Source organism: Aquipuribacter sp. SD81, from assembly GCF_037153975.1.
Taxonomy (GTDB): Bacteria; Actinomycetota; Actinomycetes; order Actinomycetales; family JBBAYJ01; genus Aquipuribacter.
The window spans coordinates 162958-186391 of record NZ_JBBAYJ010000001.1 but is presented as its reverse complement, the minus strand read 5'-3'; the positions used below and the strand labels follow the sequence as shown (position 1 = coordinate 186391).

Sequence of the window (23434 nt, the reverse complement as noted above, 5' to 3'; positions counted from 1 at the left end):
ACGCCCCGACCAGGGTCCCGGGCCCGCGGCCGACCACGCACTACAGTGCCGAGCATGCGGGTCGCGGTCGTGGCGGAGAGCTTCCTCCCCACCGTCAACGGCGTGACCAACAGCATCTGCCGCGTGCTGGAGCACCTGGAGCGACGCGGCGACGAGGCCCTCGTCATCGCCCCCGGCCCGGCGCCCGAGTCCTACGCGGGCGCCCCGGTGCGCGAGGTCACGGCGTTCAGCTACCGGCAGTTCCCCGTCGGGCTGCCCACCGCGCACGTGCAGCAGGTGCTCGAGGACTTCGCCCCCGACGTCGTCCACGTCGCGGCGCCGTTCGTGCTCGGCGCCTACGGGCTGACGGCGTGCGAGCGGCTGGACCTGCCGACCGTCGCGGTCTACCAGACCGACATGGCGGGCTTCGCCGCCCGGCACGGCTTCACCCTCGCCTCCCGCGGGGTGTGGCGCTGGCTGCGCCGCGTGCACGAGATGGCCGACATGACCCTCGCGCCGTCGCGCTCGGCCATGGCCGACCTGCGCGCGCACCGCGTGCCGCGGGTGCGGCTGTGGGGCCGGGGCGTCGACACGGAGCGGTTCCGCCCGTCGCGCCGTGAGGGCGAGGCGGCCAGGGCGCTGCGCGCGCGCCTGGCCCCGGACGGCGAGGTGCTCGTCGGCTACGTCGGCCGGCTGTTCCCCGAGAAGCGCGTCGAGCGCCTCGCGGTCCTCGCCGGGCTGCCGGGGGTGCGGGTCGTGCTCGGCGGCGACGGTCCGAGCCGCGCGGCGCTGGAGCGGCTGTTCGAGGAGCGCGGCCTGCCCGCGGCCTTCCTCGGCCACCTCGACGGGGACGACCTCGCCGACGCGTACGCCGCGCTGGACGTGTTCGTCCACACCGGCACGGAGGAGACCTTCGGCCAGACGCTGCAGGAGGCGATGGCCTCACGGCTGCCGGTGGTGGCCCCCGACGTCGGCGGCCCGCGCGACATCGTCCAGCACGGGGTCACCGGCTACCGCTACGCCGGCGAGGACGACCGCGGCCTGCGCCGTCAGGTGGCCGTGCTCGCGGGCGACGCCGCCCTGCGCGAGCGGATGGGCGAGGCCGGGCGCCGTGCCGTCCGCACCCGCTCGTGGGAGGCGGTGTGCGACCAGCTGCTCGGCTACTACGACGAGGCGCGCGCCGCGCACCCGACGACCCCGCGCCGCCAGGTCGTCGACCTGTCCGCCGTCGCGGGCGCCGAGCTCTTCCAGCGCTGAGCGTCCGCGCCGCTGCGACGCCGGCGACGCCGCGTCCCACCCGCCGTCCCCCGCCCTCCCGCTCCCGGTCGTGGGACCTCCCGCACGCCTCACCGCCGGACCGGCCGCCGCGACGTCCCACGACGCGGCGGCCCCTCCCCGTTGTGGGACCTCCGGCACGCCCAGGCGCCGCACCGGCCGCCGCGCCGTCCCACAACCGGTGCGTGCGGTGGCGGGTGGCGGCGGGTGGCGGCGAGTGGCACGACCGTGCCGCTGTGACGCAGGCGACGCGGGGCCGGGCGGTCACTCCGCGCACCTGACCGTATGCTGGGACGACCTCCCCGGCACGCGCCCGACCTGCGCAGGTGCGCGCCCCGGAGGGCAGCAGCCCCCGCGAGAAAGGACCCACCGTGGCGTCCACCGCCATCGACCCGGCGACCGGGACCGGCAGCGCGCCGGGGACGCCGGGCACCGCCCGTCGTCGACCGGCCGGCACCCTGTACCGCGGCCGTGAGGGCATGTGGTCGTGGGTCGCGCACCGCATCAGCGGCGTCGTCCTCTTCTTCTTCCTGCTCGTGCACGTCCTCGACACCTCGCTGGTGCGCGTGTCGCCGGAGGCGTACGACCGTGTGATCGAGACGTACAAGAACCCGATCGTCGGCCTCGCCGAGGTGGGCCTCGTCGCCGCGTTCCTCTTCCACGCCCTCAACGGCCTGCGCGTCGTCCTCGTCGACTTCTGGTCGCAGGGCACGCGTTACCACCGCCACTTGCTGTACGGCGTGCTCGGCGTGTGGGTCCTGCTCATGCTGCCCTTCACGGTGCGGCACCTCGGCTTCGTCTTCGGAGGGGAGTGACCGTGGCTCTCGCCCAGGGCTCCGCGCCCGCCCTCGAGGCCCCTCGCAGCCGCCGCACCCGCACGGGCAACGGCGAGCTGTGGGGCTGGCTGTTCATGCGCCTGTCCGGTGTCGTCCTCGTCGTGCTCGTGTTCGGGCACCTGTTCGTCAACCTCATGACGGGCGACGGCATCAGCCAGATCGACTTCGCCTTCGTCGCCGGCAAGTGGGCGAGCCCCTTCTGGCAGGTCTGGGACATGCTCATGCTGTGGCTCGCGCTGCTGCACGGCGGCAACGGCATCCGGACGATCATCAACGACTACTCCGAGCGCCAGCGCACCCGGCTGTGGCTGCTCGGTGCCCTGTACGTCGGCGTCGCCGTCACCCTGCTCGTCGGCACGCTCACCATCACCACCTTCGACCCCTGCATCGACCCCGCGTCGACCCTGTCGGTCTGCCAGTGACCGGCGTCCGGCCCTGACGGGCCACGACCGACCCTGACCGACCCCCGCGAGGAGGACCCGCCATGACCGAAGTCCAGCACCACCGGTTCGACGTCGTCATCGTCGGCGCGGGCGGCGCCGGGATGCGCGCCGCCCTCGAAGCGGGCAAGCGCGCCCGCACGGCGGTCCTCACCAAGCTGTACCCCACGCGCTCCCACACCGGCGCCGCGCAGGGCGGCATGTGCGCCGCGCTCGCGAACGTCGAGGAGGACAACTGGGAGTGGCACACCTTCGACACCGTCAAGGGCGGCGACTACCTCGTCGACCAGGACGCCGCGGAGGTCATGTGCAAGGAGGCGATCGACGCCGTCCTCGACCTGGAGAAGATGGGGCTGCCGTTCAACCGGACCCCCGAGGGCCGCATCGACCAGCGCCGCTTCGGCGGGCACACCCGCAACCACGGCGAGGCCGCGGTGCGCCGGTCCTGCTTCGCGGCCGACCGCACCGGCCACATGATCCTGCAGACGCTCTACCAGCAGTGCGTCAAGCACGAGGTCGAGTTCTTCAACGAGTTCTACGTCCTCGACCTGCTCATGGTCGACGGTGAGGACGGCCGCCGTCACGCGACCGGTGTCGTCGCCTACGAGCTCGCCACCGGCACCGTGCACGTCGTGCACGCGAAGTCGGTCGTGCTCGCGACCGGCGGGTTCGGCAAGGTCTTCAAGACGACGTCGAACGCGCACACCCTCACCGGCGACGGCATGGGCATCGCATGGCGCCGGGGCCTGCCGCTGGAGGACATGGAGTTCTACCAGTTCCACCCCACGGGCCTCGCGGGGCTCGGCATCCTGCTGAGCGAGGCCGCGCGCGGCGAGGGCGGCATCCTCCGCAACAGCGAGGGCGAGCGCTTCATGGAGCGCTACGCCCCCACCATCAAGGACCTCGCCCCGCGCGACATGGTCGCCCGCGCGATGTCGACGGAGGTGCGCGAGGGCCGAGGCGCGGGTCCGGAGAAGGACTACGTCCTGCTCGACCTCACGCACCTGGAGCCCGCGCACATCGACGCGAAGCTGCCGGACATCACGGAGTTCGCCCGCACGTACCTCGGGGTCGAGCCCTACACCGAGCCCGTCCCGGTGTACCCGACCGCGCACTACGCGATGGGCGGCGTGCCGACGAACGTCGCGACGGAGGTGCTGAGCGACAACACGACGACCGTCGGCGGGCTCTACGCCGCCGGCGAGGTCGCGTGCGTGTCGGTGCACGGCGCCAACCGCCTCGGCACGAACTCGCTGCTCGACATCAACGTCTTCGGCAAGCGCGCCGGCCTCGCGGCCGCCGAGTACGCCGGCACGGCCGAGTGGCGCGAGCTGCCCGCCGACCCGGAGCGAGAGGTGACGACGCTGCTGGGCACGCTGCTGGAGCGTGGCTCGGACGGCGCGGCGACGGAGAACGTCGCCGCCATCCGCACGGCGCTGCAGGAGACGATGGACGCGAACGCCCAGGTCTACCGCACCGAGGCCACGCTCAAGCAGGCCGAGGTCGACATCGCCGGGCTCAAGGAGCGCTACGCGCGCGTGGGGGTGATGGACAAGGGCAAGCGGTTCAACACCGACCTGCTCGAGGCCGTCGAGCTCGGCTTCCTCCTCGAGCTCGCCGAGGTGCTCGTCGTGAGCGCCCGGCACCGCAACGAGTCCCGCGGCGGCCACTTCCGCGAGGACTACCCCACCCGCGACGACGACAACTTCATGCGCCACACCATGGCCTACCGGGAGCCCGAGGGCACCGGCTCGGCGGTGCGCATCGACTACAAGCCCGTCGTGCAGACCCGCTACGAGCCCATGGAGCGCAAGTACTGATGACGACGACCGAGACCACCTCCCGCGACACCTGGGGGGAGATGTCGGGCAGCGAGACCGACGTGCGCGAGGAGGAGGCCGGCTCGGAGGCCGTCCCCAGCTTCGACGTCACGCTCCGGATCCGGCGCTACGACCCCGAGCGCGACAGCGAGCCGCACTGGGAGGAGTACACGGTCACCGCCTACGGCACCGACCGCGTCCTCGACGCGCTCCACCGGGTCAAGTGGGACACCGACGGCTCCCTGACGTTCCGCCGCTCGTGCGCCCACGGCATCTGCGGCTCCGACGCGATGCGCATCAACGGCCGCAACCGGCTCGCGTGCAAGACGCTGCTCAAGGACCTCAACCCCGACAAGCCGATCCTCGTCGAGCCCATCAAGGGCCTGCCGGTGGAGAAGGACCTCGTCGTCGACATGGAGCCGTTCTTCGCCGCGTACCGCGAGGTCATGCCGTTCCTCATCACCAAGGGCGCCGAGCCGACCCGGGAGCGCGTGCAGTCGCAGGCCGACCGGGAGCGCTACGACGACACGACCAAGTGCATCCTGTGCGCGGCGTGCACGACGAGCTGCCCGGTGTTCTGGACCGACGGGCAGTACTTCGGCCCGGCGTCGATCGTCAACGCCCACCGCTTCATCTTCGACAGCCGCGACGCGGGCTCGGACCTGCGCCTGGAGATCCTCAACACGAAGGAGGGCGTGTGGCGCTGCCGCACGACCTTCAACTGCACCGAGGCCTGCCCTCGGGGCATCGAGGTGACCAAGGCGATCCAGGAGGTCAAGCGGGCGCTCATCTCCCGCAGCGTCTGAGGTCGTGAGGTCGCACCGCCGGCGGGCCCGGCTCGTCCTGCCTGCCGTCGCCGTGCTGCTCGCCGTGGCGGGGGCGGGCCCGGCGGCGGCGACCGCGTCCCCACCGCCGCGCGAGGTGCCGGCGTGCGAGGCCGGGCTCGTCGACCTCAGCACGCCCGTCGACGACCCCGCGTACGTCTCCGCCGGACCGCTGCCGCCGGTCGACCCGGCCGTCGCCGGTGACGGGCTCGACCGCCCGGGGCTGCTCGTCGACCCAGCGGTCCCGCCTCCCCCGCGCCTGCCCGCCACGGCGTGGCTCGTCGCCGACCTCGACACCGGCGAGGTGCTCGCCGCGTGCAACGCGCACGTGCCGCTCGCCCCCGCGAGCACGCTCAAGGTGCTGACCGCGGTCGCGCTCACCCCCGACCTGCCCGGCGACATGCGCTACCAGGCCAGCCACGCCACCGCGCAGGTCGAGGGCAGCCGCGTCGGCCTCGTGCCCGGCTACTACTACACGGTCGAGGACCTCCTGCACGGCCTGTGGCTCGACAGCGGCAACGACGCCGCGATCGCCTTCGCGGAGATCGCGGGCGGCGAGGAGGTCGCCGTCACCCGCATGCGCGAGACCGCGGTCGCCCTCGGCGCGGTGAGCACCCGGCCGCGCACCCCGCACGGTCTCGACGCACCCGGCCAGGTGAGCACGGTCCACGACCTCGCCGTCCTCGGCCGGGCCGCGCTGGCGGAGCCGCGCTCGGCGCGGCTCGCCGCCACGACGCGGTACTCGTTCCCCGGCCGCGGCACGACGGACGACCCCGACCGTCCCCGCTACGAGATAGCCACCAGCGGGCGGCTCGTCCGCAACTTCGACGGGGCGACAGGGCTCAAGTCGGGCTTCACCCGCGCGGCCGGCGGCGCGTACGTCGGCACGGCCGAGCGGGACGGACGGCGGCTCGTCGCGACCGTGCTGCGCTCCCAGGGCCGGCCGTGGCACCACGCGCGGGACCTCCTCACCTGGGCGTACGGTCCCGGCGCCGCCGCCGCGCCCGTCGGCGTGCTCGCGGACGCACCGCCGGCGCCCGAGCCGGCCCCGGCGACACCCTCACCGGCCGGGTCGACGGCGACGCCTGCCACGTCCCCCGCCACGTCCCCCGCCACGTCCCCCGCCACGTCCCCCGCCCCGTCCCCCGTCGGCTCGGCCGGTCCGTCCGCCCCGCCGCCGCGCCCGGAGCAGTCGGCGGCCTCGCGCGCGCAGCGCGACGACGGCGGGCCCGCGGCGGAACCGACCCACGACGCCGCCGCGGCGCCGGAGACGCTCGGCACGGACGCCGCCGCGACCGGGAGCGACGCCGGCCCGTGGCTCGTGGGAGCGGGCCTGCTCGCGCTCGCCGCTGCGGCGGCGGGGCTGCTCGCGCGGCACCGGCGGCGGAGGACGGGGCGCCCGTGATCGAGCAGACACCCGACGCCGGCTGGTCCGGGCCGTGGCCGGACAAGGCGTTCGTCAACCGCGTCCTCGCCACGGCGCTCACCGCCGGCGAGGAGGTGCTCGCCGCCGGCGCGGGCTCGGCGGACGCCGCTGCCACCATGGAGGCGACGGCGCTCGCCTCGGGTCTGCACCACGTCGAGATCGACGTCACCTTCACCTCGCTCACGATCTCGTGGGTGCCGGGCCCCGACGCCGACCCGACCATCCGCTCGCGCACGGTCGTGCAGCGCTCCCTGGACTACACGCGGCTCGTGCGGGTGCACCGGGTGCTCGGCGACCTCGCCCTCGGCACCGTCTCCCCCGCGGCCGCGGCCGGTCGCCTCGACGTGGTCCGGTCCCTCGACTACCCGTACGGCCGCCGTACGGCGGAGGCCGGGCTCGCCGGGCTCGCGGGGGCGGTCGTCGTGCTGCTGGGCGGCGGCTGGCTCGGCGTGCTGCTCGCGACGGTGTCGACGTACGGCGTGCTCGTCGTCGACCGCGCGGCCCGCGGTCGCGGGCTGCCGCCCTTCTTCGCCACGGCGGCGGCCGCGGCCGGCGTCACCGCCGTCGCGCTGGTCGCCGCGGCGCTCGGGCTGCCGCTGCGCCCAGGGCTCGTCGTGTCCGGCGGGATCGTCGCGCTGCTGCCGTCGGTCGCGCTGCTGTCCGCGGTGCAGGACGCGCTCGCCGGCTACGTGGTGACGGCCGCCGGCCGCTTCGTCGAGGTGTTCGTCGTGCTCGCCGGCATCGCCTCGGGCGTGGGGGCGGCGCTCGCGGTGTCGAGCGCCTTCGGGCTCCCGCTGACCGGCGTCGACGACGAGCTCCCCGCCGCCCCGGTGCTCCAGCAGCTGCTCGGCGGTGCCCTCGCCAGCGCCCTGTTCCTCGTGAGCGTCTACGCGCCGCGCCCGCTGCTCGCCCCGGCCGCCGTCATCGGCGGCCTGTCGACCGCGACCGCGTGGCTGCTGGCGCTCACCGGCACACCCGCGGTGTTCGACACCGCCCTGACCGCGGTGGTCGTCGGGACGGTCGCCGTCGTGGTCGCGGGCCGGCTCAACGTGCCGAGCCTCGTGCTCGCCGTCGCCGGGTTCGTGCCGCTGCTGCCCGGGCTCGCGCTGTACCGCGGCATGTTCCGGGTGTCGCAGGGCGAGACCACGCTCGGCATCGTCACGCTCACCGCCGCCGTGGGGACGGTGTTCGCCCTCGCGTCCGGCATCGTGCTCGGCGACCTCGCCGCGACCCGCCTGCGCCGGCTGCGACGGCTGTGGGACCGCTCGGCGCACACGCTGGTCGCGCTGCGGGACCGCACCGTGCGGCCGCGGCCGTACGGCCGGAGCCTGCCGGGCCGGTTCGTCGGCCCGTCGGTGGGCGTGGCCCGCCGCACCGGCCAGCGCCGACGGCACCCGCACCGCCGCGGCGACACCGGCTGACGGGCCGGGACCGTCGGCCGGGTGACGGGCGGCCCCGTGGGCGCGGCCTCCGGTCGACGGCAGTCAGTCGTCGCGGGCCCGCGCCACGCCGCCGACGACGGCCCGCACGGCGGCGCCCGTCGCCTGGACGAGTGCGACCGCGCTTGCACCGAGCACGACGCCCGCGCCGAGCACGGCTCGGTCGGTCCAGCGCACGGGCAGCGCGGGGGGCAAGGGCGTGGGCCCCGCGTCGTCCACGACCGGCTCACCCGGCTCGACGACCGGACGGAGCTCCGAGGTCGGCCCGACCGCGACCCACGAGGCGCCGAGGAGCATGACGCGGGCGGTCAGGTTGAGCCACACGAACAGCGCGAGGATGCCGACGAACGGCGTGAGGAAGCCGAACCCGCCCCCGACGTTGCCGAGGACCTGCCCGACGAGCTGGCGCAGCAGCACGGTGCCCACCGCCGCGATGAGCGCCCCGCCGAGCACCCGCCGGAGCGGCTCGCCGCTGTTGGCGAGCACCTTGAACAGGACGGCGTACAGCACGGTGTTCAGCGCGAGGGTCAGCAGCGCGACGACCACCGCGAGCGCGACGGTCCCCGCGGTGCTGCCCTCGAGGCCGACGAGGCGCAGCAGCTGCCGCCCCACCGAGGTGGAGACGAGGTCGGCGACGGCCGAGACCACGAGCAGCAGGCCGAGGCTCACGAGCACGGCGAGGTCGAACAGCTTGACGCGCACCGGGTCCAGCGCCATGACCGGCAGACGGAACATGCCCCGGATGCCTTCGCGCAGCGCGGCGATCCACCCCAGGCCGGTGAACAGCAGGGTGACGGCACCGATGACGGCGGACAGACCGAGCGCGAAGCGGTTGCTGGCCGCCTCGCGCAGGTCGCTCTCGGACACGATGCCGCCCTGCGGCCCCAGGTCCTCCGTGACGCCACCGTCGTCGGTACCGGCGTCCGACGCCCCGGCCTCGTCCGGGGCGATGAGACCGGGCACCGCGTCGGAGACGATGTCGATCGTCCGGTCCTGCACCGCCTCGTTGCCGCCGGCGACGAGTCCGAGGACCGCCACCCCGAGCACGAGCAGCGGGAAGATGGCGAAGACGCCGAAGAAGGCGATTCCCGCCGACAGCAGCGCCCCGCGGGACTGGCCGAAGCGCTCGTTCGTGCGCCACGGGCGCGAGCGCATGGCGGCGCCCACGGCCCCCTTGGCGGTGTCGACGACGCTCACGTGATCCACTCCACCACGACCCCGCAGGTCAGGCACCTCGACAGGCCGCGCCGGCACCGCCGTCCGCGGCCAGGGGCGCCAGCGACACGACCCGCCACACGCCGTCGGCGTCGCACCGGAACAGCGACACGTGCTCGACCGTGAAACGGGCCTCGAACCCGGCCAGGTCGCGCTCGGCCCGGTCGAGGGCGGCGTCCGGCACGTCGTGCCCGACCGTCACGTGCGGGTGGTACGGGAAGCGCAGCTCCCGCGCGAGCGGGCCGCAGCGCAGGCGCGACTGCAGCGCGTCGCACTCGGTCGCGCCGGCGGCCACGCGCACGAAGGACACCTGGCTGACGGGCCGGAAGGTGCCGGCACCGGCGAGGTGGAGGACGAACGGCTCGCAGCCGGCGGCGCGCTCGCGCACGTGCGCGGCGACAGCCTCGACCTGACCGGGCGCGACGACGAGCGGCGGCACGAGGGTGACGTGCGGCGGCACGGACCGCGCGACGGGGTCGCCCGTGGCCGCCCGCCGCTCGACGAGCTCACCGGCCCACGGCTCCGGGACGGCGACCGCGAGGCCGAGGGTGACCCCGTCCGCGCCGGCGGGGGTGTCGGGGTCGAGGACGGCGTCGTCCCAGGAGGTCGTCACGCTGGGGTGCCGTGCGCCTCAGGCGGTCCGCACGGGCGAGGCGGGCAGGAACCCGACACGGTCGTACACGCGCGCGAGGGTGGCCGAGGCCACCTCGCGGGCCCGGGCGGCACCGTCGGCGAGGAGACGGTCGAGCTCGGCGGGGTCGTCGAGCAGCGCGGTGAAGCGCTCCTGGAACGGCCCGAGCTCGGCGAGGACGGCCTCGGCGACGTCCGCCTTGAGGTCGCCGTAGCCCTTGCCCTCGTAGCCGGTGGCGGCCGCCTGCGGCGTCGTGCCGGTGAGGGCGGCGAGGATGCCGAGCAGGTTGGACACCCCGGGCTTGGCCTGGGTGTCGAAGCGGACGTCCCGCTCGGTGTCGGTGACGGCGGAGCGGATGCGCTTGGCGACGACCTTCGGGTCGTCGAGCAGGTCGACGAGACCGGTCTGGCTCGCGGCCGACTTCGACATCTTCGACGTCGGGTCCTGCAGGTCCATGATCTTGGCGGTGCCACCGAGGATGTACGGCTCGGGCACGACGAAGGTGGTGCCGAAGCGGGAGTTGAACCGCTGCGCGAGGTCGCGGGTGAGCTCGAGGTGCTGGCGCTGGTCCTCGCCCACCGGCACGAGGTCGGCGTCGTAGAGCAGGATGTCGGCCGCCTGCAGGACCGGGTACGTGAACAGCCCGACGCTCGCCCGCTCGGCGCCGCCGCGGGCCGACTTGTCCTTGAACTGGGTCATGCGGCTCGCCTCGCCGAACCCGGTGAGGCAGCCGAGCACCCACGCGAGCTGCGCGTGCTCGGGGGCGTGGCTCTGCACGAAGACCGTGCTGCGGGCGGGGTCGACGCCGGCCGCGAGGTACTGCGCGGCGGTGCGCCGGCTGCGCGCGCGGAGCACGGCGGGGTCGACCTCGACGGTGATGGCGTGGAGGTCGACGACGCAGTAGAAGGCGTCGTGGTCCTCCTGGACCGCCACCCACTGCCGCAGCGCCCCCAGGTAGTTGCCGAGGTGGAGCGAGTCCGACGTCGGCTGCATGCCCGAGAACACGCGGGCGGTGCGGGTGTCCTGGTCTCCGTCGTCGGGACGCGGGCCCGCCGTGCGGGCCCCGGCGACCGCGGTCGGTCCGGGAGGAGTCACCCGTCCATCATGTCAGCCGCCGCGGGCCGTCCCGTCCGTCCGTCCGGGGCTCACCCGTGCCCCCGTGGGGCGTAGGCGGACGCTCACCCTCCGTCCGGGTCGACGGCCGTCACCTCGAGCAGCAGGCCCGCCGCCGGGTGCAGCACGGGCAGGGCGACGCCGTGCGCCGAGAGCGCCCGCCCGCCCACCTCCAGGGCGTCCGCGGTCCAGGCCGGGGGCGCGTTCACGGCCCCTGCGGGGGCCGGGTCGGCGCGGCCCGTCGCGTCGACGAGCCGCACGCGGTACCGGCGCGACGGGTCGAGACCGGGCAGGCGCAGCAGACCCGGCAGGACGTCGGCGCCCGTCGTCAGCCGCACGTACGCGTAGACCGCGTGGTCGCGCGCGGCGGACACGACGCCGTGCAGCCACGCCCCGTCGCGCTCGTCGCCGCGGACCGTCCGCCCGCCGTGCAGCAGCGGTCGCAGCCGCTTGTGCAGGGCGACCCAGCCCGCGAGCCGGTCGAGCTCCGCCTCGTCGCACGCGCTCACGTCGAACTCCAGCCCCGCGTGGCCGAACAGCGCGGTGATGCAGCGCAGGTCGAGGTCGAGCACCCGCCCGGTCGTGTGCGAGTGCTCGGGCCCCACGTGGGTGCCCATGAGCTCCGGCGGCACCAGCAGCGACGTCCAGCGCTGGATGGCCTGCCGCTCCAGGGCGTCGTTGCAGTCGCTGGTCCAGACCCGCTGGGTGTGCTCGAGCACGCCGAGGTCGACGCGGGCGCCGCCGGAGGAGCACGACTCGACCTCCAGGCCTGGGTGCCGCTCCTGCAGCTCGGCCATGAGCCGGTAGGCGGCCTCGGTCTGCCGGTGGACGGCGGCACGACCGCGGGCGTCCACCGCCTCGTGCAGGTCGCGGTTGTGGTCCCACTTGAGGTAGTCGGGGCGCACGTCGGCGAGCACGCGGTCGAGTGCGTCGAGCACGTGGGCGTACGCGGCCGGCTCGGTGAGGTCGAGCACCTGCTGGTGCCGCCACGACCGGGTGCCGCGCACGGCCTCCGCGGACCCGGTCCCGCGCGTGAGCGGGCCCAGGACCCACTCGGGGTGCGCCCGGGCGAGCCCGGAGTCGGGGTTCACCATCTCCGGCTCCACCCACAGCCCGACCTGCATGCCGTGGGCGCGGACGCGGTCGGCGAACGGGCCGAGGTCCGCGGGCCACACGTCCGGGTCCACCACCCAGTCGCCGAGGCCACGGGTGTCGTCGCGGCGGCCGAGGAACCACCCGTCGTCGAGCACGACCCGCTCGACCCCGATCCGCGCCGCGGCGTCGACGAGCCGCGCGACCCGGTCGTGGTCGTGGTCGAAGTAGACCGCCTCCCACGAGTTGAGCGTCACCGGCCGCGGCGTGCGCGGGTGGGCCGCGCGGGCCCGCACGTGCGCGTGCAGGCGGGCCGAGAGCCCGTCGAGGCCGTCGTCGGCGCGGACGAACAGGACCGGCGGCGACGTGTACGTCTCCCCCGCGCCGAGCCGCACCTCCCCCGGCCGGAGCAGCTCGCCGCCCGCGAGCACGCCGGCGTGGCGCCCGGCGCCCTCGGGCAGCCGGTCGGCGAGGTGGACGTGGTCGCCGCTCCACGCGACGTGCACGGCGGCGACCTCGCCGTCGCGCCAGCCGAAGCCGGCCCCGCCGGCGACGAGCAGCAGCGTCGCGTCGTGGCCGGTGCGCCCGCGCCGGGACTCGCGGACCCGCCCGCCGTGCCGCAGGGGCAGCCGCTGCGGGTGCCGCTCGCGGCACCAGCGACCGGTGAGGTCGAGCAGCTCGTCGGCCTCGACCGGCAGCGGCACCACGGCGAGGAGCGCGTCGAGGTCGAGCGGGTCGTCGTCGGCCGACGCGGTCGACGTGACGGCGTGGACGACGCGCAGCACACCGTGCGCGTCGAGGTCGAGCTCGCTGCGCAGCCGGAGCCGCGCGCCCTCCTCCTCCGCGTCGACGACGAGCCGGGTGCCCTCGCGCACGACCGACGCCCTCGACCAGCGTCCGGTCACGGCCCTCCCACCGCGGTGCCCGGCCACCGCCGGGCGCCCGGACCAGCCGTCGGCCTCGCTCGGCAGCAGCGTGAGCGGCCAGGGCGCGTCGAGCGCGCTGTGCGGCACGGGCCTCGACCCGGCGCGCAGCAGCGCGGCGAGGTCGGCCCCCGGGGGCTCCCCGTCGCCCCACAGGTCCGCGCCCCAGTGGACGAGCTCGGGCAGCCCGTCGCGCTCGGCGAGCACGAGGCAGCTGCCGCCGCCCCGGAGCACGTGCACGGCGGCGGTGTCGGCAACGCTCATGTCACCCCTTGTTGGCGCCGAGCGTGAGCCCGGACACGAAGTGCCGCTGCAGCGCGAGGAACACGACGATCGTCGGCACCGCGACGATGGCGGAGCCCGCGGACAGCAGGTTGTAGTCGACGAAGAACTCGCCCTGGAGGTTCTGCAGGGCGCTGGTGACGGGCCGCTTGTCCCCGGTCGACATGAAGGCGACCGCCCAGAAGAAGTCGTTGTACACCCACGTCACCTGCAGCGTCGCGAGCGCCGCGAGCGGCGGGCGGCACAGCGGCAGGACGATCTGCCAGTACTGCCGCCACACGCCCGCCCCGTCGACGAAGGCGGCCTCGGTGAGCTCCTTCGGCAGCGTCTTCATGTAGTTGCTCAGCACGAAGGTGCAGAAGCCCATCTGGAACGCGATGTGGGTGAGGATGACCGCCCAGTACGTGTCGTACAGGCCGACCCAGTTGTACCAGCGGAACAGCGGGATGAGCAGGCCCTGCTGCGGCAGCAGGTTGGCGGCGGTGAAGAAGATGAGCATGGGGATGTTGAGCGCCCACGAGAACCGCGCGAGCACGAACGCCGCCATGCTCGACAGGGCCAGCGTGACGAGCACCGAGGGCACCGTGATCACGACGGAGTTCCAGAAGTACTGGGTGAAGTCGCCCCGGCCCCACGCGTCGGCGTAGTTGTCGAGGGTGAACCCGCCGAAGGAGAGGTAGCCGTTGACGGTCGTGTACTCGTAGTCCCGGAAGCTGTTGTAGAACGCCCACGCGACGGGGAACAGCCACAGCAGCGACGTCGCGAGCAGGAACACGTACAGCACGACCCGCGCGGGTGTGACGCGACGGCGTCGCGCGGGCGCGCGCGGCGGACGCCCCGTCTGCCCCGGGACGCGCGTGTCCGGCGTCGTGCCGGTCGCGCCCGTGGTCGCGGGCGAGCTCGCGGTGCTCATCGCTTCTCCTCCCGCAGGATGGTCCCGAGGTACACGACGATGAACACGACGCTGATGAGGATGAGGATCGTCGCGATCGCCGACCCGAAGCCGACGAGCGTCGCCTCGCCGATGAGGTTCGCCGTCACGAGCGCGCTCAGCAGCTCCAGGCCGTTGCGTCCACGGTTGATCACCCACACGAGGTCGAAGGCGCGCAGCGACTCGATGACGGTGATGACGAGCACGACGATGTTGATGGGCGCGAGCGTCGGGAACACGACGCTGAAGAAGGTCCTGGCCTCCGAGGCGCCGTCCATCTGAGCCGCCTCGCGCAGCGCCGGGTCGACGGCCTTGAGCCCGGCCAGGTACAGGAGCATGACGTAGCCGACGTGGCGCCACGACGCGGCGACGAGCACCGCCCAGATGTTGATGCTCGGGTCGCCGTACCAGTCGATCCGCTCGGCGCCCTCCAGGCCGAGCAGCGCGTTGATGAGCCCCTGGTCGCGGCTGTACTGCAGCTGCCAGATGAAGCCCGCGAGCGCGAGCGACAGCACGACCGGCAGGTACAGGGCGCTGCGGTAGAACCACGAGCCGCGCAGCTCCCGGTCCAGCAGCACGGCCATGAACATGCCGAGCGGCGTCGCCACGAGGAAGAAGACCCCGAGCCACAGCAGGTTGTTGCGGACCGCGACGTCGAACTGCGGGTAGTTCGTCACCACGTCGTCGTAGTTCTGCAGCCCGACGGGGTTGGCCCGGTCGAGGCTGCCGATGCCGTTCCAGTCGGTGAACGACAGGGCGATCGTCGCCAGCGTCGGCAGCCACACGATCGAGAGCACGATGACGGCCGGGACACCGACCATGAGGCCGAGCACGACCCGGTCGCGCCCGGTGAGCAGCCGCACCGGACGGCGCCGACCCGGCGCGGCGGCGGGGCGGCCCCCGCCGGCCGGGGCCGGCGGGGGCGCCTGCGGGGTGGAGACGGTCATGAGCGGCTCACCCCTCGCCGGTGAACAGGCGCTCCTTGCCGGCCTGCAGGTCCGACAGGACCGTGTCGATGTCGGAGGGGTTGTTGAGGAAGGTCTGCAGCGTCGGGATGACGACGGTGGAGGCGAAGTCCGGCCGCGTGTCGCGGTCGAGGAACTGCGCGATCCCGTCGGCGTTGCTGATGAGCTCGACGGCCTTCTGCTGCAGCGGCGTGTAGCCGGAGGTGTCGGCGTCGCTGTGGGCGGCGATGTTGTTCGGGTTGGTCGCGATGTAGATGTTGCCCGCCTCGGCGGAACCGATGAAGCGGAGGAACTCCTTTGCGGCCTCCTCGTTCTCGGGGCTCGCCGTCATCATGTAGCCGTCGATGGGCGCGTCGAGGGCGCCGGAGCCGATCTCGGGGTCGATCTCGGGGAAGGTGAAGAAGTCGAGGTCGTCGCGCTCCTCCTCCGGGAACTGCTCGCCGACGAACATGCCGAGGACGTACATCGCGGACTCGCCGTTGACCAGCGACGCGGCGGCGTCCTGCCACGTGCGGCCGTTGGGGTCGGCCTGGTGGAAGGGCAGCAGCTCGGCCCACTGCTCGAAGACGGCTCGCACCTCGCCGGAGTCCCAGTCCTGGTTCCCGGCCATGAGGTCGATGTGGTAGTCGTACCCGTTGATCCGCATGTTGAGGATGTCGAAGGTGCCCATGGCGGGCCAGCCGTCCTGGTCGCCGAGCGCGACGGGCGTGAGGCCGGCGCCCTGGATCTCCTCGCACAGCGCGGTGAAGTCGTCGAGGGTCTCCGGGATCGCCCAGCCGTTCTCCTCGAAGACGCTCTTCCGGTAGAAGACGGCCCACGGGTAGTTGTAGAGCGGGACGAAGATCTGCCGGTCGCCGTTGCTCGAGGCCTCGCGGAAGGCCTCGGTGAAGCCGTCGCCGATGTCGTCCCACACGTCGCTGATGTCGCCGATGAAGCCCTGGTCGTCGAAGAAGCGGGCCCGGTAGCCGGCGAACCACGTGAAGGTGTCCTGCGGGCTGCCCTGCAGGTAGGAGTTGATCGACTCCTGGAAGGACTCGTTGTCCTGGACGTTGACCTCGACGTCGATGCCCGTCGCCTCGGTGAACGCCGCGATCATGGCGTCCTCGGCGGCGCGGGGGACCTCGTCGCCGCGGTTGGACCCGAGGCTCGTGGAGCCGGCGGCCTCGCCGCCGCCACCGGCGGAGGCGCTGTCGGTGCTGCCGCCGTCGCCGCACGCGGCCAGCAGGCCCGCGGCGCCCACGGCACCGGCGCCGCCGAGGACGGCCCGACGGGGCACGACGAGGCCCGAGCTACGGCGCACGAGGCCGGGCAGGTGCGGGGACGGGAGACGCTGAGCCACTGGGCCCTCCTGGGTTCACTCGACGGTGAGTCGTCGACCTCGCAGGTTCGGTCAGGTTCGAACACAGATCGACGTCGATCGGCGTGACTCAAACAGCGCCCCGAGGCGGTGTCAAGGGGTCCGAATTCGTGTGACCGCTCACTCAACTGCACCGTTACGGCTCCGTGATGCTCGGCGCGTCGGTGTCCGGTTCTGTTGACTCGCGCGACGATCACCGACGAGAGTGTGCGCTCATGAGAGCGTGGCCGGGCGACCGCCTGCTGCTCGGCGGCGACTACAACCCCGAGCAGTGGCCGGAGGAGACCCTCGACGACGACGTCGAGCGGATGCGGGAGGCGGGCGTCGGCTTCGCGACCGTCGGCGTGTTCGCGTGGGCGCTGCTGGAGCCGGACCCGGGCCGGTACGAGACGGCGTGGCTGGACCGCGTCCTGGACCGGCTGCACGCCGCCGACGTCGTGGTCGACCTCGCGACGGCCACCGCGTCGCCGCCGCCGTGGTTCGCGCGCCTGCACCCCGAGGCGATGCCCGTGAGCCGGGAGGGGCTGCGGCTGTCCCACGGCAGCCGGCAGACGTGGTGCCCGTCGAGCCCCGCCTTCCGCGAGCGCAGCCTCGCGCTCGTCGACGTGCTGGCCCGCCGCTACGCCGGTCACCCGGCGCTCGGCATGTGGCACGTGGGCAACGAGTTCGGCTGCCACAACCTCATGTGCTTCTGCGACACGTCGGCCGCGCACTTCCGCGGCTGGCTGCAGGGCCGCTACGGCACCCCCGGCGACCTCGCCGCCGGGCTGGACCGGCTCAACGAGGCATGGGGCACGACCTTCTGGTCGCAGCGCTACACGAGCTGGGACGACGTCGTCCCGCCCCGGCTCACCACGGCGATCCCCAACCCGACGGCCGAGCTCGACTGGCGCCGCTTCTGCTCCGACGCCTCGCTCGAGCAGCACCTCGCCGAGCGGGACCTGCTGCACGAGCTGTCCCCCGGCGTGCCGGTGACGACCAACTTCATGGTCGGCTTCTCCTTCGAGGGCCTGGACTACCACCGCTGGGCCCCGCACCAGGACGTCGTGAGCAACGACCACTACCTCGCCGCGCACCTCCCGGACGCGCACGTCGAGCTCGCCATGAGCGCCGACGTCACGCGCGGGCACGCCGGTGGGCAGCCGTGGGTCCTCATGGAGCACTCGACGTCGGCGGTCAACTGGCAGCCGGTCAACACCGCCAAGCCCCCGGGTCAGATGCTGCGCGACAGCCTCGCCCACGTCGCCCGCGGCGCCGACGCCGTGGGCTTCTTCCAGTGGCGGGCCTCGCGGGCCGGCGCGGAGAAGTACCACTCGGCCCTGCTGCCCCACGCCGGCACGGACACGCGCCGCTGGCGCGAGGTCGTCGAGCTGGGCCGCGTCCTCGCGGCGTGCCGCGAGGTCGCGGGCAGCCGGACCGTCGCCGACGTCGCCCTCGTCCACGACTACGAGGCGATGTGGACGACCGACGCCGCGTCCACCCCGTCGCAGCTGCACCGCTACCGCGACGAACTGCGGGCCTGGTACGGCGCCGCGTGGCGGGCCGGTCTCGGCGTGCAGGGCGAGCACCCCGAGGCCGACCTCACCGGCTACCGGGTCGTGCTCGTGCCGAGCCTGCACCTGGTCTCCGACGCGGGCGCGGCGAGCATCGCCGACGCGGCGGCGGCCGGCGCGCAGGTCCTCGTCACGTACTTCTCCGGCACCGTCGACCCCGGCGACCACATCCGCCTCGGCGGCTACCCCGGCGCCTTCCGGGACCTGCTCGGGGTGCGCGTGGAGGAGTTCGCGCCGCTGCTGCCGGGCGCCGAGGTCGGGCTGCGCACCCCCGCCGGGTCGGCGGTCCCGCAGCTGGACCGCGCGCGCGGCAGCGTGTGGTCGGAGTGGCTGCGGGCGGCCCCCGGAACCGACGTGGTCGCGGACTTCGCCGACGGGCCGACGGCCGGCGACCCGGCCCTGACCCGGCGCCGGGTGGGCGACGGCGCGGCCTGGTACTGCGCCACCCGCCTCGCGCCGGCCGGGACCGACGCGGTCGTCGGCGCCCTCGCCGAGGCCGCGGGCGCCCGACCGGTGGTGCCGGGCCTGCCGGCCGGCGTCGACGCCGTCCGGCGCCGCGGGGACGACGGCGCCTCGTGGGTGTTCGTCCTCGACCACACCGGGGCGGGCGCGAGCGTCCCGCTCACGGGCACCGACCTCGTGACGGGTCGGAACTGCTCCCCCGGCGAGCCGCTGGAGGTGGCGCCCGGCGGGGTCGCCGTCGTGCGGGAGGCCGGCTCGTGACCGCCCTCGCCCGCCAGCGCCAGCAGGCGATCCTCGAGCAGGTGCGCCGCGACGGCGCCGTGCGGGTCGGCGAGCTCGTGGAGTCCCTCGGTGTGTCCGACATGACGGTGCGCCGCGACATCGCCCAGCTCGCCGACCGGGGGCTGCTCGTGCGGGTGCACGGCGGGGCGACCCTCGCCGACGCGCCCCACACCGGCTTCGAGCCGTCGTTCCGGACCAAGCTCGGCGAGCAGCGCGAGGAGAAGCTCGCCGTCGCACGGCTCGCCGCCACCCTCGTCGGGCCCGGCTCGACCGTCGCGCTGTCGGCCGGCACGACGACCCTCGCGCTCGCGGAGGAGCTGCGGGACGTCCCCGACCTCACCGTCGTGACGAACTCCGTACCCGTCGCCGACGCCCTGCACGACCCCGACCGGCGCGACCGGACCGTCGTGCTCACCGGCGGCACCCGGACACCGTCGGACGCGCTGGTCGGTCCGGTCGCGGTGGCCGCACTGCGCGACCTGCACGTGGACACCCTCTTCCTCGGCGTCCACGGCTTCAGCGAGAGGACGGGGTGCACGAGCCCGAACATGGTGGAGGCGCAGACCAACAAGGCGATGATCGCGGCCGCCGGGCGCACCGTCGTGGTCGCCGACCACACGAAGCTGCGCCTCGTCGGGCTGTCGACCATCGTCGGGCTCGACGACGTCGACGTACTCGTCACCGACTCCGGCGTCGCCGCGCAGGATCGGGCGATGCTCGCCGGTCACGTCGGCCGCCTGCTGGTCGCCGAGGCCAACGGGGCTGACGCGCAGGAGCACGCATGAGCACGCACCACCTCGACCCGGCCACGTCCCTGACGGGCCACCGCGTCCACCGCAGCCGGGTCCGGCTCGCCGACGGCCGGGACCTCTTCTACTTCGACGACACCGAGCCGTGGGTCTCCGGCGCCGTCCGCGACGGCGAGGACACGCGCGACCTGCCGCCGCTCGGCCCGTCGGCGCGCATGCGACGCGACCCGCTGACCGGTGAGTGGGTGCCGCTCGCCTCGCACCGCATGAACCGGACCCACCTGCCCCCGCGCGAGGCGTGCCCGCTGTGCCCGACGCAGCCGGGCGGTCACCCGAGCGAGGTGCCGGCGGCGGACTACGACGTCGTCGTGTTCGAGAACCGCTTCCCGTCCCTCAACCCGCGCGATCCCGGCCCGGACTCCCTCGTCGACGGGGAGGGGCTGTGGCCCGAGCGCGCGGCGGCGGGGCGCTGCGAGGTCGTGTGCTTCACCAGCGACCACGAGTCCACCTTCGCCGAGCTCCCGGTGGCGCGCGTGCGGACCGTGGTCGAGGCGTGGGCGGACCGGACGGCCGAGCTGTCGCGGCTGCCGCACGTGCGCAGCGTGTTCTGCTTCGAGAACCGCGGCCGCGAGATCGGCGTCACGCTCACCCACCCCCACGGTCAGGTGTACGCCTACCCGTACGTGCCGCCGCGCTCGGCGCAGCACGTCGCCCGGGCCGCCGAGCACCACGCGGCGACCGGGCGCGACCTGCTCGGCGACGTGCTGGCCGCCGAGCGGCGCAGCGCGCGCCGGGTCGTGCTCTCCGGGGAGCACTGGACGGCGTTCGTGCCCGCGGCCGCGCGCTGGCCGGTCGAGGTGCACCTCGTGCCGCACCGCCACGTGCTCGACCTCTCGGGCCTCGGCGGCGCCGAGCGCGACGAGCTCGCGGTGCTGTACCGGCGGCTGCTCCGCCTGCTCGACGGGTTCTTCGTCGACGACGACGGCGGGCCCATCACGCTGCCGTACATCGCCGGGTGGTTCGCGGCGCCGTTCGGGCCCGAGCGCGAGGGAGACCCGGCGACGCTGCCCCGGCTGCACCTGCAGGTGTTCTCGGTCCTGCGGGCCGCGGGCAAGCTGAAGTACCTCGCGGGCTCGGAGTCCGGGCAGGGCGCGTGGGTCTCCGACACCACGCCGGAGCGCATCGCCGACCGCCTCGCCGAGGTCGCCGGGCAGGACGGGTACGCGTGAGCGCCGACGTCCCGCGGTGGGCGCCCGTCCCGGACCCCGACGATCACCTCGCCGCGGTCCTCGCCGCCTTCGACGACGCCCACGGCGGCCGGCCCGACGGCGTGTGGCAGGCACCCGGTCGCGTCAACCTCGTCGGGGAGCACGTCGACTACAACGGCGGCCCCGTCCTGCCGTTCGCGGTGCCGCACCGCGGTCTCGTCGCGGTCCGGGTGCGCGACGACGGCGAGGTCCACCTCGCCTCCCGGCAGGAGCGCGCGACGTGGTCGGGTCCGGTGGCGTCGCTCGCCCCCGGCGAGGTGCCCGGCTGGGCCGGGTACGCCGCGGGCGTCGTGTGGGCGCTCCGCGAGGCCGGTCACGACGTGCCGGGCCTCGACGTGGCCGTCGACGGCCGGGTGCCGCTCGGTGCGGGCCTGTCGTCGTCGGCCTCGCTCACGTGCGCGGTCGCGGTGGCTGTGGCGGACCTGCTCGGGCTGCCGGGGGCCGACGCGGCGGACGGGGCGGGACGGCGCGCGCTCGCCGACGCGTGCGTCCGCGCCGAGAACGACTTCGCCGGCGCGCCGACCGGTGGCATGGACCAGGCGGTCGTGCTGCGCGGACGCGCCGGGCACGCGCTGCTCCTGGACTGCACGACGTTCGACGCCGAGCACGTGCCCGTGCCGGCCGACGCCGAGCTGCTCGTGGTCGACACCCGCAGCCACCACGCGCTCGTCGACGGCCGCTACGGCGGGCGTCGCGCCACGTGCGAGCGCGCGGCCGCGCTGCTCGGCGTCGACCGGCTCGCCGACCTCGCGCCGGACTCCCCCGGCAGCCCCGCCACGCACCCCGCCACCGACCCCACTGCCCTGGACGACGTGCTCGCCCGGCTGCCCGACGAGGAGCTGCGCGCCGCGGTGCGGCACGTGCTCACCGAGGTCGGGCGGGTGCGCGCGGTCGCGGCGCTGCTGCGCGAGGGCACTCTCGCCGGCACCGGGCGGCAGCTCGTCGCCTCGCACGCCTCCATGCGCGACGACTTCCGCATCTCCACCCCCGAGCTCGACCTCGTCGTCGAGACGGCCGTCGCCGCCGGGGCCCACGGCGCACGGATGACCGGTGGCGGCTTCGGCGGCTCGGCCGTCGCGGTCGTGCCGCCCGGCGGTATCGAGCTCGTCGCCGAAGCCGTCACACGAGCGGCGGCACGCGCCGGGCTTACGCAGCCCCAGCTGCTGAGGGTGCAGCCGTCGGCGCCGGCCGGGCGGCTCGGGTAGGCCGCCGGAGGGCGGGGTGGCAGGAGCACCGTCAGGTGTCGGACGGCGATGGCGCTCGTGCCACGTCCGAACGCGTCGTCAGATGGCGTACCTGAGCGGGACAGCAAGCCGGACGGGCGCAACGGGACGGCACCCCGATACGCCCAGACTGAGGCGCCCCTGGGCGGTGGTCCCGGCCAGGGGTTGGCTGCTGGGACGCCGAAGGTCAGATGTCACCTGTCCGTGCAGCGGTCCCGACCGCTACCCGGTCAGCGTTCGGCTGGGCAGCGCCGCCACTCGCCGCATCCGGACGCCGGCACCACCAGGCCGAGCACGATCAGTCAGGCGGGGCCCGGACTGCCTCGGGCTCAGCCAACCGGAGCCAGGCGGCCGCCTCGAAAGGTGCGCCGGTAGGCCTGGGGCGACGTGCCGACCCGGCGGGCGAAGTGGTGCCGCAGCGTCGTGGCGGTCCCGAGGCCGCTGCGCCGGGCCACCTCGTCGACCGACAGGTCTGTGGTCTCCAGCAGGTGCTGCGCGCGGGTTACGCGCTGGGCCAGCAGCCAGGCGTGCGGTGAGGAGCCCGTCGCGGCCCGGAAGTGCCGGGCGAAGCTTCGGCTCGACATGAGCGACCGGCTCGCGAGCTCCTCGACGCCGAGGTCCACATCGAGGTTCTCCTGCGCCCAGACGAGGGTGTCGCGCAGCCGCGACGTGTCGTCCACCTCGGGCACGGCGGCGGTCATGAACTGGGTCTGCCCGCCGTCGCGGTGGGGCGGGACGACCATCCGGCGGGCGACCGCGTTGGCCACCGCGGCGCCGTGCTCACGGCGCAGCAGGTGCAGGCAGGTGTCGATCCCTGCGGCGGTGCCGGCGCTGGAGAAGATCGGGTCGTCGTCGACGTAGAGGACGTCGGGGTCCACCGTGACGGCGGGGTAGCGACGGGCCAGCTCGGCCGCGTTGCGCCAGTGGGTCGCCACCGTCCGGCCGTCCAACAGCCCGGACTCCGCGACCACGAACGCCCCGCTGCAGTGGCTCATCACGCGCCCGCCCCGCGCGACGGTGTCGCGCAGGCCCTGCAGCAGCGCCTCCGACGGCATGGCGGCACCGTGCTCCCAACCCAGGACGCACACCAGGTCCGCCGTGGCCATCCGATCCAGCCCGTGCTCGGGCAGGATCTGCAGGCCGGTGTCGGTCCGCACCGCCCCGGGCCGCTCGGCCACGACCGCGAAGTCGTAGGAAGGGAGCCCGTCGTCGCTGCGGTCGTAGCCGAACACCTCCGACACCACGCCGAGCCCGAAGGCACCGACACCGTCGTAGACCACAGCCACCACGTCCTTCAGCACGCGTCCAGCATGGCAGAAAACGAGCGACCTCGGGCAGATCTGCCACTG

19 protein-coding genes are annotated in these 23434 nt (G+C 74.6%); 11 read left to right on the top strand and 8 right to left on the bottom strand.

The genetic code is table 11. From position 1 onward, the window contains the following. The first annotated feature begins 54 nt into the window (after positions 1-54). The 7 genes from WAA21_RS00925 (at position 55) to WAA21_RS00895 (ending at position 8021) form a co-directional block, all read left to right on the top strand. On the top strand, positions 55-1236 hold the full coding sequence (locus WAA21_RS00925; RefSeq protein ID WP_336920843.1) for a glycosyltransferase family 4 protein: 1182 nt from the start codon (positions 55-57) through the stop codon (positions 1234-1236). A gap of 404 nt (positions 1237-1640) precedes the next feature. Next, complete coding sequence (sdhC, locus tag WAA21_RS00920) at positions 1641-2069, top strand: succinate dehydrogenase, cytochrome b556 subunit (protein ID WP_336920913.1); 429 nt, start codon at positions 1641-1643, stop codon at positions 2067-2069. Positions 2070-2071: 2 nt separating this feature from the next. Next, complete coding sequence (locus WAA21_RS00915; protein WP_336920842.1) at positions 2072-2512, top strand: succinate dehydrogenase hydrophobic membrane anchor subunit; 441 nt, start codon at positions 2072-2074, stop codon at positions 2510-2512. Positions 2513-2574: 62 nt separating this feature from the next. Then, on the top strand, positions 2575-4350 hold the full coding sequence (sdhA, locus tag WAA21_RS00910; protein ID WP_336920841.1) for a succinate dehydrogenase flavoprotein subunit: 1776 nt from the start codon (positions 2575-2577) through the stop codon (positions 4348-4350). A 41-nt stretch (positions 4351-4391) separates the two neighbouring features. Next, complete coding sequence (locus WAA21_RS00905) at positions 4392-5156, top strand: succinate dehydrogenase iron-sulfur subunit (protein WP_336920912.1); 765 nt, start codon at positions 4392-4394, stop codon at positions 5154-5156. Positions 5157-5160: 4 nt separating this feature from the next. Further along, positions 5161-6579, top strand: coding sequence for a D-alanyl-D-alanine carboxypeptidase family protein (locus WAA21_RS00900; RefSeq protein WP_336920840.1), 1419 nt, complete (start codon positions 5161-5163; stop codon positions 6577-6579). Next, positions 6576-8021, top strand: coding sequence for a threonine/serine ThrE exporter family protein (locus WAA21_RS00895; RefSeq protein WP_336920839.1), 1446 nt, complete (start codon positions 6576-6578; stop codon positions 8019-8021). The genes WAA21_RS00900 and WAA21_RS00895 overlap by 4 nt, the downstream gene beginning before the upstream one ends. A gap of 63 nt (positions 8022-8084) precedes the next feature. Here WAA21_RS00895 and WAA21_RS00890 read toward each other — a convergent pair whose 3' ends face one another. From WAA21_RS00890 to WAA21_RS00860, 7 genes are all read right to left on the bottom strand, one after another. Beyond that, positions 8085-9236 (bottom strand): YihY/virulence factor BrkB family protein, encoded by a 1152-nt coding sequence (locus WAA21_RS00890; RefSeq protein WP_336920838.1) that lies wholly within the window; start codon positions 9234-9236, stop codon positions 8085-8087. A 28-nt stretch (positions 9237-9264) separates the two neighbouring features. Then, on the bottom strand, positions 9265-9867 hold the full coding sequence (locus WAA21_RS00885; protein ID WP_336920837.1) for a 2'-5' RNA ligase family protein: 603 nt from the start codon (positions 9865-9867) through the stop codon (positions 9265-9267). An 18-nt stretch (positions 9868-9885) separates the two neighbouring features. Then, complete coding sequence (gene trpS, locus WAA21_RS00880; RefSeq protein ID WP_336920836.1) at positions 9886-10980, bottom strand: tryptophan--tRNA ligase; 1095 nt, start codon at positions 10978-10980, stop codon at positions 9886-9888. A gap of 83 nt (positions 10981-11063) precedes the next feature. Next, positions 11064-13277, bottom strand: coding sequence for an alpha-galactosidase (locus WAA21_RS00875; protein WP_336920835.1), 2214 nt, complete (start codon positions 13275-13277; stop codon positions 11064-11066). 1 nt (position 13278) lies between these two features. Continuing rightward, complete coding sequence (locus WAA21_RS00870) at positions 13279-14208, bottom strand: carbohydrate ABC transporter permease (protein ID WP_336920834.1); 930 nt, start codon at positions 14206-14208, stop codon at positions 13279-13281. After that, positions 14205-15173: a carbohydrate ABC transporter permease gene (locus WAA21_RS00865; protein WP_336920833.1), complete on the bottom strand. Its 969-nt coding sequence runs from the start codon at positions 15171-15173 to the stop codon at positions 14205-14207. Before WAA21_RS00865 ends, WAA21_RS00870 begins: the two co-directional genes overlap by 4 nt. 7 nt (positions 15174-15180) lie before the next feature. Continuing rightward, positions 15181-16530 (bottom strand): ABC transporter substrate-binding protein, encoded by a 1350-nt coding sequence (locus WAA21_RS00860; protein ID WP_336920832.1) that lies wholly within the window; start codon positions 16528-16530, stop codon positions 15181-15183. Between the two features lie 233 nt (positions 16531-16763). Here WAA21_RS00860 and WAA21_RS00855 point away from each other — a divergent pair, with 233 nt between their 5' ends. The 4 genes from WAA21_RS00855 to galK are packed head-to-tail and all read left to right on the top strand — an operon-like array spanning position 16764 to position 22067. After that, a complete protein-coding gene (locus tag WAA21_RS00855; protein WP_336920831.1) occupies positions 16764-18824 on the top strand; it encodes a beta-galactosidase in 2061 nt (686 codons plus the stop codon). Continuing rightward, on the top strand, positions 18821-19630 hold the full coding sequence (locus tag WAA21_RS00850; RefSeq protein WP_336920830.1) for a DeoR/GlpR family DNA-binding transcription regulator: 810 nt from the start codon (positions 18821-18823) through the stop codon (positions 19628-19630). Before WAA21_RS00855 ends, WAA21_RS00850 begins: the two co-directional genes overlap by 4 nt. Beyond that, positions 19627-20823 carry a galactose-1-phosphate uridylyltransferase gene (galT, locus tag WAA21_RS00845; protein ID WP_336920829.1) on the top strand — a complete coding sequence of 399 codons (1197 nt, stop codon included), beginning with the start codon at positions 19627-19629 and terminating at the stop codon, positions 20821-20823. The genes WAA21_RS00850 and galT overlap by 4 nt, the downstream gene beginning before the upstream one ends. Next, complete coding sequence (galK, locus tag WAA21_RS00840; protein WP_336920828.1) at positions 20820-22067, top strand: galactokinase; 1248 nt, start codon at positions 20820-20822, stop codon at positions 22065-22067. The genes galT and galK overlap by 4 nt, the downstream gene beginning before the upstream one ends. Positions 22068-22414: 347 nt before the next feature. Here galK and WAA21_RS00835 read toward each other — a convergent pair whose 3' ends face one another. Continuing rightward, positions 22415-23386, bottom strand: a complete 972-nt coding sequence (locus tag WAA21_RS00835) for a helix-turn-helix domain-containing protein (protein ID WP_336920827.1) — start codon at positions 23384-23386, stop codon at positions 22415-22417. Positions 23387-23434: the final 48 nt, after the last annotated feature.